The sequence below is a fragment of the Polaromonas sp. P1_E3 genome (assembly GCF_056405935.1).
Genome location: NZ_JBFUBD010000001.1, coordinates 16,031 through 31,076 on the forward strand (window position 1 = coordinate 16,031; position 15,046 = coordinate 31,076).

Consider the following 15,046-nt stretch of genomic DNA (forward strand, 5'->3'; position numbering starts at 1 on the left):
AACCCATCGAAGTCTGCTGAAAAAGCTGCCGCGCCTTAAAATCGGGGCCATGAAGCCAATCACCTACACCCGCGGGCAACAACTGCCGGCCATCCTGGAACAACGCATTGCCATCCTTGACGGCGCCATGGGCACCATGATCCAGCGCTTCAAGCTCAATGAGGCCCAGTACCGGGGTGAGCGCTTCAAGGACTTCCACAAGGACGTGAAGGGCAACAACGAGTTGCTGAGCCTGACGCGTCCCGACGTGATCCAGGACATCCATGAGGGTTACCTGGCAGCGGGCGCCGACATGATTGAAACCAATACCTTCGGTGCGACCACGGTGGCCCAGGCCGACTACGACATGGCCGACCTGGCGATCGAGATGAATTACGAGTCGGCCCGCATCGCGCGCGCTGCCTGCGACAAGTTTTCGACGCCCGACAAACCGCGTTTTGTGGTCGGTGCCCTCGGCCCCACACCCAAGACAGCCAGCATCAGCCCCGACGTGAACGATCCGGGCGCGCGCAACACCAGCTTTGAAGAACTGCGCAAGGCGTATTACGAGCAGACCGAAGCGCTGGTCAAGGGCGGCAGTGACGTGCTGCTGGTCGAGACCATCTTCGACACGCTTAACGCCAAGGCGGCGCTGTTCGCCATCGACGAATATTTCGACAACTCCGGCGAGCGCCTGCCCCTGATCATCAGCGGCACCGTGACGGACGCCTCTGGGCGCATCCTGAGCGGCCAGACGGTGACGGCCTTCTGGCACAGCGTGCGCCATGCCGCACCGCTGGCGATCGGCCTGAACTGCGCACTGGGTGCCACCCTGATGCGCCCTTACATCCAGGAGCTGGCCCGCGTGGCCGGCGACACCTTCATCAGCTGCTACCCCAATGCCGGGCTGCCCAATCCCATGAGCGACACCGGTTTTGACGAGACCCCTGATGTGACTTCACGCCTGCTGCGCGAGTTTGCCGAGGAAGGCCTTGTCAATATCGTGGGCGGTTGCTGCGGCACCACGCCGGACCATATCGGCGCCATCGCCCACGCGGTGGCGCCGGTCGCCAGCCGCTCCCTGCAGCGCGGCGCTTTCTACAAGGAAGCTGCCTGAGGGCAGCGCTGCCGGCGTCACCCTCGTGGCGCCCGCCGGCTGCTGAAGAAGCCGGCTCCCTCCTTGTCCTGTAATCAATAAGTATGCATATCAATGGCATCTCTGAGGGCGCCCCTTGAATGTCATATTTAGCGGCTATAGTCAGGCCCCTTTGCCAGGCCGGCTCTGATGCCGGTGTAGCGCTATGCAACGCTGACGGCCTGGCTAAAACAAAGCAACACAACAACGCAACACAACAAACTAAGGAAATCATGAAGGTGGGTTTATTCATCAAGGCCGCAGCGGCATTCACGTTGGCAATGGCGGCTTTCGCGGGCCATGCGCAACTGTCGTCCCAAAAACCGGTGACGATCGTCGTTCCCTATCCGGCCGGCGGCCCCCTGGACAATGCCGCACGCATCCTGGCCGAGAAGCTGCGCCCCTTGCTCAAGACTGAAGTCACGGTTGACAACCGGCCGGGATCCGGCGGCAACGTGGGTGCCGCCTTCGTCGCCAAGGCGCCTGCAGACGGGCACACGCTCGTGATGGGCGCGGTGGCCACGCATGCCATCAACCCCTGGCTCTACCCGAACATGCCCTATGACGCATTGAAGGATTTCACGCCCATCACGTTGGTGGCGCGCGTGCCGAACGTGCTGGTCATGAACGCCGAAACGGCCAAACGCCTGAAAATCAAGGACACCAAGGACCTGATCGCGTACGCACGCAAGAACCCCGGCCGGCTGAACTATGCCTCCGGCGGCAACGGGAGCGCCGGCCACCTCGCAGGTGAGCTGTTCAAAAGCCTGGCCAAGATCAGCGTGGTGCACCTGCCTTCAAGCGGCTCTGCCCAGGCGCAGGCTGGCCTGCTGTCCGGCCAGACCGACCTGATGTTTGACAACCTGGCATCCGCCAGCGCCAACATCAAGTCCGGCAAGCTGGTCGCCTTCGGCGTGACGACCATCAACCGCTCCAGCAGTTTCACGGAAATCCCCACCATCAATGACGTGTTGCCTGGCTTTCACATCAGCACCTGGTTTGGTATTTTTGGCCCCGCCAACCTTCCGAAAGCCACGGCGGACCAGCTTCAGCGTGCCTTTGCTGATGCGCTCAATACCCCCGATACTGCGGAAAAGTTCGCCCGCATGAGCGCGACGCCCAGTCCCATGAGCTCTGCCGACTTTGCCTATATGGTGATGAAGGAGCACGCCGACTATGGGCGCCTGATCAAGGTCGCCAAAATCAAGCTCGACTAAAACCTGGAAAGGGCGCCGGTTCCCGGCGCCTTTTCGGGTTTTGCCGGTAAATCAGCCCGGCATCAGCCGGTCGATCTCCTGCTGCATGGCTTGCACCAGCTGGCTGTACATCCTGAGTTTCTCACTGGTATCGCGCAGCCGTTCGGCGATGCGCAGCGAGACGGCAAACATCAGTTTGGCCGCGGTGACGGGTTCCTTTTCCCCCATTTTTTCGAGCGCTGCGCGCGACAGCACGGCGCAGCTCACGTCGCTGCTGGCGGTGCATGAGGCCAGCCGTGCCTGGCCGTCGACCAGGCCCATCTCGCCGATCAGGCTGCCGGGACCCAGTACCGTGATGGTGACCGGCGTGCGGCGGCTGACCACAATGCTTTCGACCGTGACTTCGCCTTCGAGCAGCAGCACCATATAACCGGTATCGCTCTTGTCGCCTTCGCGGATGAAGGTCGTTCCCTCGGCAATCCTGCGCGGCATCATGTAGCTGACGACGGTAAAAGCCTCTTCAAGGGTGAGCTGCATCAGGGCCGTGGGCGCAATCAACAGCCTGGCGGCGAGTTCGGCCGTGCTGGAGCCTTCAATGGCCCGCATGCGGTCTTTGGGACGCATGGACTCGGGCGCATCGGGCGTTCCCTTCTGTTTTCTACCGAACAGGTTTTCAAGCATGGTGGCTCCCGCTATCCCTTGGACTTTGCTGGTATCTCTGGCCATTGGCGCCAGGATATGGCGCGGGCCGCGTTCAGCCCTTAAAATGATGGTAACCCAAGGAGCGTTGCAGCGAACACAAGCGTTCGTCAGGCTTGGGTTACAGGACGGCTTTTGACGGCCCCTGAAGCAACGACGCTCACCTTTGCCTCAAGGTGAGTCCGTGTCTGAAACTGAATCTTTATCCTTTGTTCCTCCCATGAAGCTGTCCGGCCTGGAGCCGGTCGCCATTGGCGCGGGTACGCTGTTCGTCAACATCGGCGAGCGCACCAACGTCACCGGATCCAAGGCGTTTGCCCGCATGATTCTGAATGGTGAATATGAACAGGCTCTGGCCGTGGCCCGCCAGCAGGTCGAAAACGGCGCCCAGATCATCGACATCAACATGGACGAGGCCATGCTGGACAGCCAGGCCGCCATGGTGCGTTTCCTGAACCTGATCGCCAGCGAGCCAGACATCGCCCGCGTACCCATCATGATCGACAGCTCCAAGTGGAGCGTCATCGAAGCCGGCCTGCGCTGTATCCAGGGCAAGGGCATCGTCAATTCGATCTCGATGAAAGAGGGCCTGGAGCCCTTCAAGCAGCAGGCCAAGCTGCTCAAGCGCTATGGCGCGGCGGCCGTGGTGATGGCCTTCGATGAAAAAGGCCAGGCCGACACCTACGAGCGCAAGGTCGAAATCTGCGAGCGCGCCTACCGCGTACTGGTCGACGAACTGGATTTCCCGCCTGAGGACATCATCTTTGACCCCAACATCTTTGCGATTGCCACCGGCATCGAAGAGCACAACAACTACGCGGTCGACTTCATCAACGCCACACGCTGGATCAAGCAGAACCTGCCCGGCGCCAAGGTCTCGGGCGGCGTGTCCAACGTGTCCTTCAGCTTTCGCGGCAACGACCCGGTGCGCGAAGCCATCCACACGGTGTTCCTGTACCACGCGATCCAGGCCGGCATGGACATGGGTATCGTCAACGCGGGAATGGTCGGTGTCTACGACGACCTTGACCCGGTGCTGCGCGAGCGTGTTGAAGACGTGGTGCTGAACCGCACCCCGGTCTACAAGCCTGGCGAGCCTGAACTCACGCCCAGCGAGCGCCTGATTGAAGTGGCCGAAACCGCAAAAAGCGGCGCCAGGGACGACAGCAAGAAAAACGAATGGCGCGCATTGCCGGTGCGTCAGCGTCTGTCGCATGCACTGGTGCATGGCATGAACGAGCACATCGTGACCGACACCGAAGAGGTGTATCAGGAAATCCTGGCCGAAGGCGGCAGGCCGCTGCACGTCATCGAAGGCCCGCTGATGGACGGCATGAATGTCGTCGGCGACCTGTTTGGCCAGGGCAAGATGTTTTTGCCCCAGGTGGTCAAAAGCGCCCGCGTGATGAAGCAGGCCGTGGCGCATTTGCTGCCCTACATCGAGGCCGAAAAGCTGCTGCTCGAAGCCGCAGGCGGCGACGTCAAGACCAAGGGCAAGATCATCATCGCCACCGTCAAGGGTGATGTGCACGACATCGGCAAGAACATCGTGACCGTGGTCCTGCAGTGCAACAACTTTGAAGTCGTCAACATGGGCGTGATGGTGCCCTGCCATGAAATATTGGCGCGCGCCAAGGTCGAGGGCGCCGACATCGTCGGCCTCTCAGGCCTCATTACCCCCAGCCTGGAAGAAATGCAGTACGTGGCGGCCGAGATGCAAAAGGACGACCACTTCCGCATCAGGAAGATTCCGCTCCTCATTGGCGGCGCTACCACCAGCCGCGTGCACACGGCCGTCAAGATTTCGCCGCACTACGAAGGGCCGGTGGTTTACGTGCCCGACGCGTCCCGCAGCGTGAGCGTGGCGCAGAGCCTGCTGTCCGACCAGGCCGCCAAATACATCGATGAGCTCTACACCGACTATGACAAGGTGCGTACCCAGCACGCCAACAAAAAGCAGGTGCCGATGTGGCCGCTGGCCAAGGCGCGTGCCAACGCTACGTCCATCGATTGGGCCCACTACACACCGCCCGTGCCGAAATTCATCGGCCGGCGCGTCTTCAAGAACTTCGACCTGGCCGAGCTCGCGCAGTTCATCGACTGGGGCCCTTTCTTCCAGACCTGGGACCTGGCCGGGCCCTTCCCGGCGATCCTGAAAGACGAGGTGGTGGGCACCGAGGCCGTGCGTGTGTATGCCGACGCCCAGCGCATGCTCAAGCGCCTGATCGAAGGCCGCTGGCTCACCGCCAACGGCGTGATGGCCCTTTATCCCGCCAACAGCGTGGGCGACGACATTGAGATTTACACGGACGAATCGCGCAGTGAAGTCGCCATGACCTGGTATGGCCTGCGCCAGCAGACCGAAAAAACCGCAATCGACGGCGTGATGCGCCCGAGCCGCTGCTTGGCTGATTTTGTGGCGCCAAAAATACTTGCTCCTGAATTGATGGCTGGTGGCGCCCGCCCTGCGGGTGCTGCAGGCCAAAAAGACCAGAATCTCCCGGACTACATCGGCGTCTTCGCCGTGACCGCCGGCATAGGCGCCGAGAAAAAGGAAAAGTACTTCCTCGACGACCATGACGACTACTCATCTATCATGCTCAAGGCGCTGGCCGACCGCCTGGCCGAGGCCTTTGCCGAATGCCTCCACCAGCGGGTACGCAAGGATTTGTGGGGCTACGCGCCCGCCGAGTCCCTGGACAGCGAGGCGTTGATCGCCGAAAAATACCAAGGCATACGCCCCGCGCCCGGCTACCCGGCCTGTCCGGACCATAGCGTCAAGAAAGAGATGTTCGAGCTGCTCAAGGCCGAAGAAATCGGCATGGCCCTGACTGAAAGCCTGGCCATGACGCCGGCCGCCAGCGTCAGCGGCTTTTACCTGAGCCACCCCGAGAGCACCTATTTCAATGTGGGCAAGATCGGCGACGACCAGCTGCAGGACCTGGCCAAGCGGCGCGGCCTCAAGGCCGAAGCGTTGCAACGCCTGCTGGCGCCCAATCTCTGAAAGCCGGCTCACGGCCGGCGCAGGCCGTGAGCAGTTCAGGGCCACCGTGGCAATTCGCGTTTACGGCGACTTTGCCGGAGAATCACCTTCGTTTACATAAATACACAGCTGGCTGCCGGAGCGTGTTTACCTTCTCGGCATGGGAAACGTTGAGCAACTATTAGATGGATTCCCGTTCGCGGGGCCTATTAGATTTCACAGAGGGAATTGCCATGAACACATCCAATGAAACACTCCAGCCGGGCCAGCAGGCCTCCTCGGCCAGCAAGCCCCTGTGGGCGGCGGTCGGCATCCTGGGCGTCGCCGTCCTGGCGATGGGCGGCACCATGATTTACCAGATGCGCAACCCGGTCACTGCGGCTCCCGTGGCGCTTGCAGCGCCGCAAGCCGTACCGCAGGCGCCGCCGCCGATGGCAGCAGCCAGCAATGCGGCGGACGACCTCGCTGAAAAGCCGGTTGCCGCACCCGCGAAACCCGCACCTGTGCCGACCAGGAAGGTGGTCAAACCCACGCCAAAACCTGCACCCGCCCCGAGTTATGCGGGTATTTCGCCCGCCCCGGCCCCTTACCCTGCACCGGTCGCTGTGGCACCGGCGCCTGTGTGCCATGTCTGCGGTGCGGTGGAATCAGTCACGCCGGTGGAGCGCTCCACCAAACCGGCCGGCCCTGGTGTTGGCGCTGTGGCGGGTGGCGTGCTGGGCGCCGTGCTGGGTAACCAGGTCGGCCATGGCGGAGGGCGCACGGCAGCGACCATTTTGGGCGCGGTGGGCGGCGGTTTCGCCGGCAATGCCATCGAAGGGCATGTGCGCAAGGAGACGGTGTATCAGGTCGGCGTGCGCATGGAAGACGGTTCACACCGTATGGTGGAAGTTGCCCATGCTCCCAGTGTTGGCAGCCGCGTAACGGTGGAGGGTTCGACCTTGCGGACCCAGGACGGCGCCAGTTACAGCCCCCGGCCTGCGCCGGCACCGGTGACCATGCAGCAGCAACCACCCGACTACAGCAACCGCTGATCCGGGGGACGGCCCGCAGCGCGGGCCTCGCAGGCCAGCTGACGCGGCGTCGATAGGGCCGGCTTCATCTTTGATCTGCCACCGGGAGAACCCTGCGCGTAACGCCTGCCCTCGGGTTGTGCGGGGCTTGGCGCTATGATGGCCCCGCCCATCACAAGGAGAATCGCATGCGCCGTTTTTTCGTGGCCGTGCTGGCGCTTGCCGGGAGCCTGCCTGCCTTTGCGGCAGGACCCCAGCCTGGACTCGACACGCTCGAATTCGCGGGCGCGCACGACCAGAACACCCCCGTACTGCTGAGCGCCTCGGTGCGCCCCGTACCTTTTCGCGGTGCCGATGGACGTGTGCACATCGACTACGAACTGCAGGTCACCAATGCGCGGGCGGTGTCTCTAAAGCTGGTGTCGCTGGAAGTATTGGATGGTGTTTCCGGCAAAGTTCTGGCCACCATTGCCGGGCCGGATGTCGCCGGCACATTTTCACTGCTGGGTGGTGCCGCCGGTGACAGCATAGGCCCGGCACAGGCCGGTTTTTTCTGGATTGACGTGGCGCTCGAGGCCGGCCAGGCCCTGCCCAAAACCCTTTCGCATCGCGTGGTGACCTCTTCGCCCGAGGGCAAGCTGGCGGCGGCAGTCAAATCGGCGAGCGATGGTCCTGTCCAGACGACTCAAACCGGGGGCGCAGTGGCCGTCAGCACCCGGCCCGCCTTGCTGATCGGCCCGCCGCTTGAAGGCCCAGGCTGGATTGCATTCAATGGCTGCTGCAAAGAGGTGCCGCACCGCCGCGCCGGCATTCCCGTCAACGGCGTCCTCTACGTCAGCCAGCGCTTTGCCATTGACTGGGTCAGGATTGATGCGAACTCCCATCAAAGCAACGGCGACAGCAGCAAGAACGAAAACTGGCCCACCTATGGGCAAAAGGCCATTGCCGTGGCGGACGCCAAAGTGGTTTCCGTGCTCGACGGCTTGCCCGAACGGGTGCCCAACGCCTTGCCATCCGATACCACCATGCAGAACGTGACAGGCAACCATGTCATCCTGGACCTCGGACGCGGCTATTACGCCTTTTACGCGCACCTGCAGCCAGGCTCGCTGAAGGTGCGCGCGGGCGATCGCGTCAAGCGCGGCCAGGTGCTGGCATTGCTGGGCAATTCCGGCAACACCACGGCGCCACACCTGCACTTTCACGTGTCGGACGGCATGGGCCCGTTGTCATCACAGGGCCTGCCCTACGTCATTGACGGTTTCGTCGCCAGGGGTGTTGCCACGGATGTGAGCGAGCAAGGCAAGGTCGCGTGGACTGCTTTGCCACAGCAGCAAGCGGTGCAGCGGGCCACCTTGCCCATGAATAGCTACCTGGTTGATTTCCCCTCATTGAGATAACCCCGGGGGGCGGCGAGCTGCGCGTTCCCTTGCCGGGCGCATGACCCCGGCGGCTACGGACCAACATGTTCAGACTGGCACTAACTCTTTTTGGCGGCGATGCGCTCGTGAAGCGCTGGAAGATTTTTCTTGCAGCAGGCCTCTTCGCAGTGCTGCTTGGCGCCGTGGTGCTGATCGACCTGGTCGATGGCGTGGCGGATATGGCCGGCTGGGTGTTCGGCGCGGTGTTGCTGCTGCAGGGCCTGGTTGAATTGGTGATCGGTGCCACCCACACGCGCGCGCGTCGGCGCTTTGAAATGCTGCGCGGCGCGGCCATGGTGGTGTTTGCCTGCCTTCTGCTGGATTTCCCCTGGGACAATTCAATTGCGGCAGGCGTGCTTTTTGCCGCGGCTTTTACCTTCAACGGGCTGGTCCGCATCGCGTCCAGCCTTCTGATCCGGTATCCGAACTGGCGCATGTCGCACATCATCGGCTGGGGCTATCTCGTCATGGCCCTGCTGCTCGCGACGGACTGGCCCCTGCCGTCCGCGATGAACGTATCGTTCTGCAGCGGCCTTGCATTGATGGCGGGCGGCTACGTGGTGATGCGCGGGGCATGGCGTCTGCAACGTCTGCCGCCGGGCTCGCGGCTCGCGGCCATTGAGCTCTATCAAAGAAAAAGGGAGATGGGCACCAACACACCGCGGCCCGGCCCTTCTGCAGGCGTCGGTGCATTCGCCGAACAAATGGTGGTTCACATCTGGACTGCCGTGGATCAAAGTGAAGGGCGCATCCGGCTGCCGCTGGTCGACCGTTACATCGCGGCCCTTTCCCGCAAAGGCAGTGTGACCACCGGCCATGTCGCGCTGGAATGCGGGCCGCAGCTCTACATCAGCCACCATCCCCGCGTACGCCTGAGCATCACGCAGCGCAACCTGGTGGACCAGGTGCGCGCCACACAAAGCAATGACCATCCGGGCATGTGGCTTCCCTCCTATGAGCAGGAAGCCGGTGCGACGCGCCCCTCGACCTTTCGCATCCGCTTTCGCCTGTTCAACCGCGGCCACCTGCAGTCTTTCTGGGAAGCTTACCGTCAGGACGACACCTATAACCTGACGCATCGCAACTGCTCGGTGGTGGTGACCGAGGCCATTGACGCCGCGATGGAAGGCGTGTTCGCCGACAAACCTTTCTGGCGAACCCTGCTGCGCCTGGCCCTTCACCCCGACATGTGGCTGGCTGGAAGCATTCGGGTGCGTGCCGAATCCATTGCCTGGACGCCGGGCCTGGCGCTGGATTACGCCGGCGCGATCCGGCGCATCACCCATCCGCATCAGGATCTGAGAGTCCACCTTGCCCGCTGGTGGAAAGCACGGCGGCCCCAGCGCCAGCACACGGGAAAAACTCCTTGAAGCCAGGCGGGAAAGCAGGGCTTTCCACGAGGGGGCTGCAGACTCAAGAAGACGGTTGGTGGTTGCTCCGAATTTCCGTGGTTCAGTACCGGGTTATTGCCAGACGGCTTGCGTCGTCAGTGTGCTGCCTTGAGCGCGCGGCGATATTGCACGGCTTCTGCCACGTGGGTGACCTGTACAGTTTCGGCCCCTGCAAGGTCGGCAATCGTCCTGGCCACTTTCAGGCAGCGATGGATGCTGCGGCCTGACCAGCCCAGCCGCGCTGCCGCGGTGTTCAGGAATTTCGCGGACGCGTCATCGAGCCGGCATTGCGCGTCAATGGACTGGCCTTCCAGCGCCTGATTGGCCGCGCCCTGCCGTGCCATGGCTCGGTCACGTGCGGCGGCAACCCGCGTTCTGATAGCGGCAGTGGCTTCGCCCGGCGGCGCATTGACCAGCTCATCGGCTGCAAGCGCACCCACCTCCACGTGCAGGTCGATACGGTCCAGCAGTGGGCCGCTGAGTTTGCCCTGGTAACGCGACACCTGGTCGGGCGAGCAGCGGCAAGCCCGCAAGCTCGATCCCAGGTAGCCGCAGGGGCAGGGGTTCATCGCCGCGACCAACTGGAAGCGCGCCGGAAATTCGGCACGCTGGGCTGCCCGTGAAATGGTGATGGTGCCGGACTCCAGCGGTTCGCGCAGGGCTTCCAGCGCCGCCCGGGGAAATTCAGGAAGTTCATCCAGGAACAAGACGCCACGGTGCGCCAGGGAAATTTCACCGGGCCGGGGTGGAGAGCCGCCACCAACAAGCGCAACAGCGCTTGCCGTATGGTGCGGCGCGCACGTGGGGCGTATGGCCCATTTGTCCAGCGTGAACCGGCCGCCCAATGACGCCACCGCCGCGCTTTCCAGTGCTTCTTCAGTGGTCATGGCCGGCAGGAGGCCTGCAAAGCGCTGCGCCAGCATGGATTTTCCGGAGCCCGGAGCGCCCACCATCAACAGGCTGTGTCCGCCGGTCGCGGCGATCTCAAGGGCGCGGCGGGCGGCTGCCTGGCCCTTGACGTCCGCGAGGTCCGGGTACGGCGACTGGGCCGAGGGCACGGTCGGCTGGACGCGAGACCATCCGTCTCCTGCTTCAACCGCGAGGTCGCCCGGCAGAAATTGCCTCACCACATCCAGCAAGTGGTGCGCCTGAAAGATTTCGGCGCCTGGCACCAGTGCTGCCTCCTGGGCGCTGGCATTGGGCAAGACCAGCTTGGGCAGTTTCCCGGCCGCAAGCCGCTCGGGGCGTGCCAGGGCCAGGCTCATGGCAAGCGCTCCGCGGATGGGCCGCAGTTCGCCGCCAAGCGACAACTCGCCGGCGAACTCGTAACCCTCCAGCTTGCGCGCGTCGATCTGGCCGCTGGCGGCCAGAATGCCCAGCGCGATGGGCAGGTCGAAGCGGCCCGAATCCTTGGGAAGGTCGGCCGGCGCCAGGTTCACGGTAATGCGTTTGTTGGCCGGGAAGTCCAGCCCGGCATTCTGGATGGCTGAGCGCACACGCTCACGCGCTTCCTTGACTTCCGTTTCCGCAAGTCCGACCAGCGTAAAGCTGGGCAACCCATTGGCAAGATGCACTTCCACCTGCACGGGCCTTGCTTCCAGGCCCAACAAGGCGCGGCTATGCACTAAAGACAAGCTCATTCCAGATTTCCTCCCTCGGGGCGGTGTCATGACTGAACCCGGGGCCATCCCCGGTTTCAGGCGCACCAGCCTTCACGAGAGGCAAGTATCGCCCAGCCGACCGCCGGCCCGCGGAATTGGCGGAGAGGTATGACCCGCCGGGGTAAAGGAGCGGTGCACTTTGGCCCCCAACCCGCGCGGCGTGTCATCCCCAAAACCGGCATTGCAGAGCTTGCCATGCACTAAAGACAGGCTTGGTGCGGCTTTTTTACTTCATGCTCCAAAATCGTGCATTTAATCGCACTTAATTGGTGCGGCAGGGTTGGCCAGGTCCGCAGCGGCCCGCTCGAAGTTTGAAGGAAGACCCGCCGCCCATGTAAAGCGTCTTTGGCACGTTACCTGCTAAGAAGTTCGCTCAAGTTGCCAGCCTTCGGAGCTTTTACGGAAGCTCTGATCCGCAATGACTCGTACAAAAGCCCTGTAATCCGGCTGAGGTGGTGCTTGACGATGCTGCTTCCCTATTCATCCCTGGAGGAAACCTGAAAATGAAACTCGTAACGGCCATCATTAAACCGTTCAAGCTGGACGAAGTGCGTGAAGCGCTTTCCGGTATTGGCGTGCAAGGCATTACTGTGACTGAAGTCAAAGGCTTCGGTCGCCAGAAAGGCCATACCGAGCTATACCGTGGTGCAGAGTATGTTGTCGATTTCCTGCCCAAGGTCAAGATCGAAGCAGCAGTCTCCGACGAGCTGGTGGACCGCGTGATTGAAGCGGTTGAGGGCGCTGCCCGCACCGGCAAGATCGGTGACGGCAAGGTTTTTGTTTACAACCTCGAGCAGGTCGTGCGCATCCGTACCGGTGAAACCGGCAAGGAAGCGCTGTAAGGCTCACCCCAACGAAGAGAACACAGACATGAAAAAACTACTTGCCTCCCTGGTATTGGGATTGAGCCTGCTGACGACCGGCGCCGTGATGGCGCAGGCCCCGGCCGCTGCACCTGCGGCCTCCGCAGAAGCCAAACCTGCTGAAGCCGCTGCTTCCGCTGCCGCGCCTGCCGCAGCAGCGGAAGCACCCGCCGCTGCTGCCGCGGCCTCCGCACCGGCTGCTGCCGCCGCGCCTGCGCCTGTTCCCAACAAAGGCGACACCGCCTGGATGATGGTTTCCACGCTGCTGGTCATCATGATGACCGTGCCCGGCCTGGCGCTGTTCTACGGTGGCCTGGTCCGCAGCAAGAACATGCTGTCCGTCCTGATGCAGGTCATGGTCACCTTCTCGATGATCGTCGTGCTGTGGTTCATCTACGGTTACAGCCTGGCCTTCACTGAAGGCAACCGCTTCTTCGGCGGCTTCGACCGGCTCTTCATGAAGGGCATCTGGGACAACGTCGCGGGCACCTTTGCCAATGGCGCGACCTTCAGCAAGGGTGTCGTGATCCCCGAGATCGTGTTCGCCGCCTTCCAGGCCACGTTCGCAGGCATCACCTGCGCGCTGATCGTCGGCGCCTTCGCCGAACGCATCAAGTTCTCCGCAGTGCTGCTGTTCATGGCAATCTGGTTCACCTTCAGCTACGCCCCTATCGCCCACATGGTCTGGTTCTGGATGGGCCCTGACGCCTACACGGGCAAGGAAGTGGTTGACGCCATGAACGGCAAGGCGGGCTACCTCTGGCAAATGGGCGCCCTGGACTTCGCAGGCGGCACCGTGGTGCACATCAATGCCGCCGTCGCTGGACTGGTGGGCGCTTACTGCATCGGCAAGCGCGTCGGCTACGGCAAGGAAGCCATGGCCCCTCACAGCCTCACCTTGACCATGGTCGGTGCCGCATTGCTGTGGGTGGGCTGGTTCGGCTTCAACGCCGGCTCCGCTCTGGAAGCCAACGGCTTTGCAGCCCTGGCCTTCATCAACACGCTGGGTGCAACCGCTGCCGCTGTGCTGGCATGGTGCGTCGGTGAAGCGCTGATGCGCGGCAAGGCTTCCATGCTGGGCGCTGCATCCGGTGCTGTCGCCGGCCTGGTGGCCATCACGCCCGCAGCCGGCAACGTCGGCATCGGCGGTGGCCTCATCATCGGCCTCATCGCCGGCTTCGCCTGCCTCTGGGGTGTGAACGGCCTGAAGAAGCTGCTGGGCGCTGATGATTCGCTCGACGTGTTCGGCGTGCATGGCGTGGGCGGTATCCTGGGCGCGCTGCTCACCGGCGTCTTCAATTCGCCAAACCTGGGTGGCCCAAGCTCCGTCGCCGACTGGACTACGGTTGCCATGCTGGCACCTGATGCGTATTCCATCGCTGCTCAGGTCTGGATCCAGGCCAAAGCCGTGCTGATCACCATCATCTGGTCCGGTGTAGTTTCCTTCATCGCCTACAAGGTGGTTGACCTCACAATCGGTCTGCGCGTCAGCGAAGAAGACGAGCGCGAAGGCCTGGACATCACCTCGCACGGTGAGACCGCCTACAACCGCTAATTCATAGTCAGACGAATTCGGGCTGCTCCAGGGCAGCTCCCTGATTGAGTATCTCCTTTGGATGTTCAGCCCGCCGGCGCAAGTCGGTGGGCTGTTTTTTTTTGGCGCGTGCCTTGTGGGCGTTGCATGATCGCCCGGATCGGGCTGCGGTGGCCCCTGCCGGTGCTAACCTTGGGTCCCTGTCCACTTTTCAGCCTTTCAAGGAACGCCGCATGACATGGCAAACCGTTGTTGCACAACCCAGTGAACTGGGTGAATCGCCGTTCTGGCATCCCGACGAGCAAATGCTGTATTGGGTTGACATTCCAGGCCGGCAGATTCACCGCTGCAACGTCTTTATGGGAACGGTACAAAGCTGGCCCATGCCGTCGGAACCCGGCAGCATCGCGCCGGCCCGTACACAGGGGCAGGGCAGTGGCCTGGTGATCGCATTGCGCGACGGCATTTACCGTGCGCGAGAGTGGGGCGCCGAGCTCCAGCAACTCATGCCTGCCCGCCATGACACCGCCACGACGCGGTTCAACGACGGCAAGGCCGATCCGCGCGGCCGCTTCTGGGCCGGCACCATGTACGAACCGCGGGACAAGTCCGTGGCCGAGCTTTTTTCCATTGACTGCCGCAACAGCCTTGTGCCTGCGGTGGAGCGCAAGGCCGGTGGCGCCATCATCGCCAATGGCCTGGCTTGGTCGCCGGACACCGCAACGGTGTACTGGACGGACACACCCACGCACACCACCCATGCCTGGGACTGGGATGCCGACAGCAACGCCATGGCGAACCGACGCGTTTTCCATCAATGGCCGGGCAAGCCCGCCGGCTGGCAATTCGGCATGCCCGGCTACGGTGGCCGCCCTGACGGCGCCGCGGTAGACATCCAGGGCAACTACTGGGTGGCCATGTTTGAAGGTGCGCGCCTTCTCAAGCTCTCCCCGGCGGGAGAACTGCTGGCTGAAATTGCCGTGCCTGCGCAGTGCCCCACCATGCCCTGTTTTGGCGGTGACGACCTGCAAACGCTGTATGTCACCACGGCGCGCTACAACCGGCCGCCTGCCGAGTTGCAGGCTTATCCCGAGTCCGGTTGCGTGTTTTCGATGCGGGTGGATGTGCCCGGCTTGCCGGTCAACTTTTTCGAGGATTGAGCTTCGCCTCT

The 15,046-nt window shown here is 62.8% G+C and carries 11 protein-coding genes and 1 riboswitch; of the genes, 9 read left to right on the forward strand and 2 right to left on the reverse strand.

The features are described from left to right. The first annotated feature begins 49 nt into the window (after positions 1-49). Together AC1D0Z_RS00075 and AC1D0Z_RS00080 are read left to right on the forward strand one after the other, a co-directional pair. Positions 50-1,096 carry a homocysteine S-methyltransferase family protein gene (locus AC1D0Z_RS00075; protein ID WP_477656204.1) on the forward strand — a complete coding sequence of 349 codons (1,047 nt, stop codon included), beginning with the start codon at positions 50-52 and terminating at the stop codon, positions 1,094-1,096. A 251-nt stretch (positions 1,097-1,347) separates the two neighbouring features. Beyond that, positions 1,348-2,331 (forward strand): Bug family tripartite tricarboxylate transporter substrate binding protein, encoded by a 984-nt coding sequence (locus AC1D0Z_RS00080; protein WP_477656205.1) that lies wholly within the window; start codon positions 1,348-1,350, stop codon positions 2,329-2,331. A gap of 51 nt (positions 2,332-2,382) precedes the next feature. On the opposite strand, the gene AC1D0Z_RS00085 is transcribed toward AC1D0Z_RS00080, so the two are convergent. After that, on the reverse strand, positions 2,383-2,991 hold the full coding sequence (locus AC1D0Z_RS00085; protein WP_477656206.1) for a cyclic nucleotide-binding domain-containing protein: 609 nt from the start codon (positions 2,989-2,991) through the stop codon (positions 2,383-2,385). A gap of 92 nt (positions 2,992-3,083) precedes the next feature. Further along, positions 3,084-3,178, forward strand: a riboswitch (S-adenosyl-L-homocysteine riboswitch). A gap of 51 nt (positions 3,179-3,229) precedes the next feature. Here AC1D0Z_RS00085 and metH point away from each other — a divergent pair. The 4 genes from metH (at position 3,230) to AC1D0Z_RS00105 (ending at position 9,796) form a co-directional block, all read left to right on the forward strand. Beyond that, positions 3,230-6,013: a methionine synthase gene (metH, locus tag AC1D0Z_RS00090; protein ID WP_477656207.1), complete on the forward strand. Its 2,784-nt coding sequence runs from the start codon at positions 3,230-3,232 to the stop codon at positions 6,011-6,013. Positions 6,014-6,225: 212 nt separating this feature from the next. Further along, the gene (locus tag AC1D0Z_RS00095; RefSeq protein ID WP_477656208.1) at positions 6,226-7,026 is read left to right on the forward strand and encodes a glycine zipper 2TM domain-containing protein; all 801 of its coding nucleotides are present in this window, start codon (positions 6,226-6,228) and stop codon (positions 7,024-7,026) included. 167 nt (positions 7,027-7,193) lie between these two features. Further along, the gene (locus tag AC1D0Z_RS00100) at positions 7,194-8,405 is read left to right on the forward strand and encodes a peptidoglycan DD-metalloendopeptidase family protein (RefSeq protein WP_477656209.1); all 1,212 of its coding nucleotides are present in this window, start codon (positions 7,194-7,196) and stop codon (positions 8,403-8,405) included. Positions 8,406-8,470: 65 nt separating this feature from the next. Continuing rightward, positions 8,471-9,796 (forward strand): HdeD family acid-resistance protein, encoded by a 1,326-nt coding sequence (locus AC1D0Z_RS00105; protein ID WP_477656210.1) that lies wholly within the window; start codon positions 8,471-8,473, stop codon positions 9,794-9,796. Positions 9,797-9,912: 116 nt separating this feature from the next. On the opposite strand, the gene AC1D0Z_RS00110 is transcribed toward AC1D0Z_RS00105, so the two are convergent. Continuing rightward, positions 9,913-11,457, reverse strand: a complete 1,545-nt coding sequence (locus AC1D0Z_RS00110; RefSeq protein WP_477656211.1) for a YifB family Mg chelatase-like AAA ATPase — start codon at positions 11,455-11,457, stop codon at positions 9,913-9,915. Between the two features lie 524 nt (positions 11,458-11,981). On the opposite strand from AC1D0Z_RS00110, the gene glnK reads away from it, so the two are divergent. From glnK to AC1D0Z_RS00125, 3 genes are all read left to right on the forward strand, one after another. After that, the gene (gene glnK, locus AC1D0Z_RS00115) at positions 11,982-12,320 is read left to right on the forward strand and encodes a P-II family nitrogen regulator (RefSeq protein ID WP_077591625.1); all 339 of its coding nucleotides are present in this window, start codon (positions 11,982-11,984) and stop codon (positions 12,318-12,320) included. Positions 12,321-12,348: 28 nt separating this feature from the next. Next, positions 12,349-13,896, forward strand: coding sequence for an ammonium transporter (locus AC1D0Z_RS00120; RefSeq protein WP_477656212.1), 1,548 nt, complete (start codon positions 12,349-12,351; stop codon positions 13,894-13,896). A 212-nt stretch (positions 13,897-14,108) separates the two neighbouring features. After that, positions 14,109-15,035 carry an SMP-30/gluconolactonase/LRE family protein gene (locus AC1D0Z_RS00125; RefSeq protein WP_477656213.1) on the forward strand — a complete coding sequence of 309 codons (927 nt, stop codon included), beginning with the start codon at positions 14,109-14,111 and terminating at the stop codon, positions 15,033-15,035. The last annotated feature ends 11 nt before the right edge of the window (positions 15,036-15,046 follow it).

Coding starts and splice junctions, on each gene's coding strand:
- AC1D0Z_RS00125 (WP_477656213.1), top strand. CDS start 14,109: ATGACATGGCAAACCGTTGTTGCACAACCCAGTGAACTGGGTGAATCG.
- AC1D0Z_RS00080 (WP_477656205.1), top strand. CDS start 1,348: ATGAAGGTGGGTTTATTCATCAAGGCCGCAGCGGCATTCACGTTGGCA.
- AC1D0Z_RS00105 (WP_477656210.1), top strand. CDS start 8,471: ATGTTCAGACTGGCACTAACTCTTTTTGGCGGCGATGCGCTCGTGAAG.
- AC1D0Z_RS00085 (WP_477656206.1), bottom strand. CDS start 2,991: ATGCTTGAAAACCTGTTCGGTAGAAAACAGAAGGGAACGCCCGATGCG.
- glnK (WP_077591625.1), top strand. CDS start 11,982: ATGAAACTCGTAACGGCCATCATTAAACCGTTCAAGCTGGACGAAGTG.
- AC1D0Z_RS00100 (WP_477656209.1), top strand. CDS start 7,194: ATGCGCCGTTTTTTCGTGGCCGTGCTGGCGCTTGCCGGGAGCCTGCCT.
- AC1D0Z_RS00095 (WP_477656208.1), top strand. CDS start 6,226: ATGAACACATCCAATGAAACACTCCAGCCGGGCCAGCAGGCCTCCTCG.
- metH (WP_477656207.1), top strand. CDS start 3,230: ATGAAGCTGTCCGGCCTGGAGCCGGTCGCCATTGGCGCGGGTACGCTG.
- AC1D0Z_RS00075 (WP_477656204.1), top strand. CDS start 50: ATGAAGCCAATCACCTACACCCGCGGGCAACAACTGCCGGCCATCCTG.
- AC1D0Z_RS00110 (WP_477656211.1), bottom strand. CDS start 11,457: ATGAGCTTGTCTTTAGTGCATAGCCGCGCCTTGTTGGGCCTGGAAGCA.
- AC1D0Z_RS00120 (WP_477656212.1), top strand. CDS start 12,349: ATGAAAAAACTACTTGCCTCCCTGGTATTGGGATTGAGCCTGCTGACG.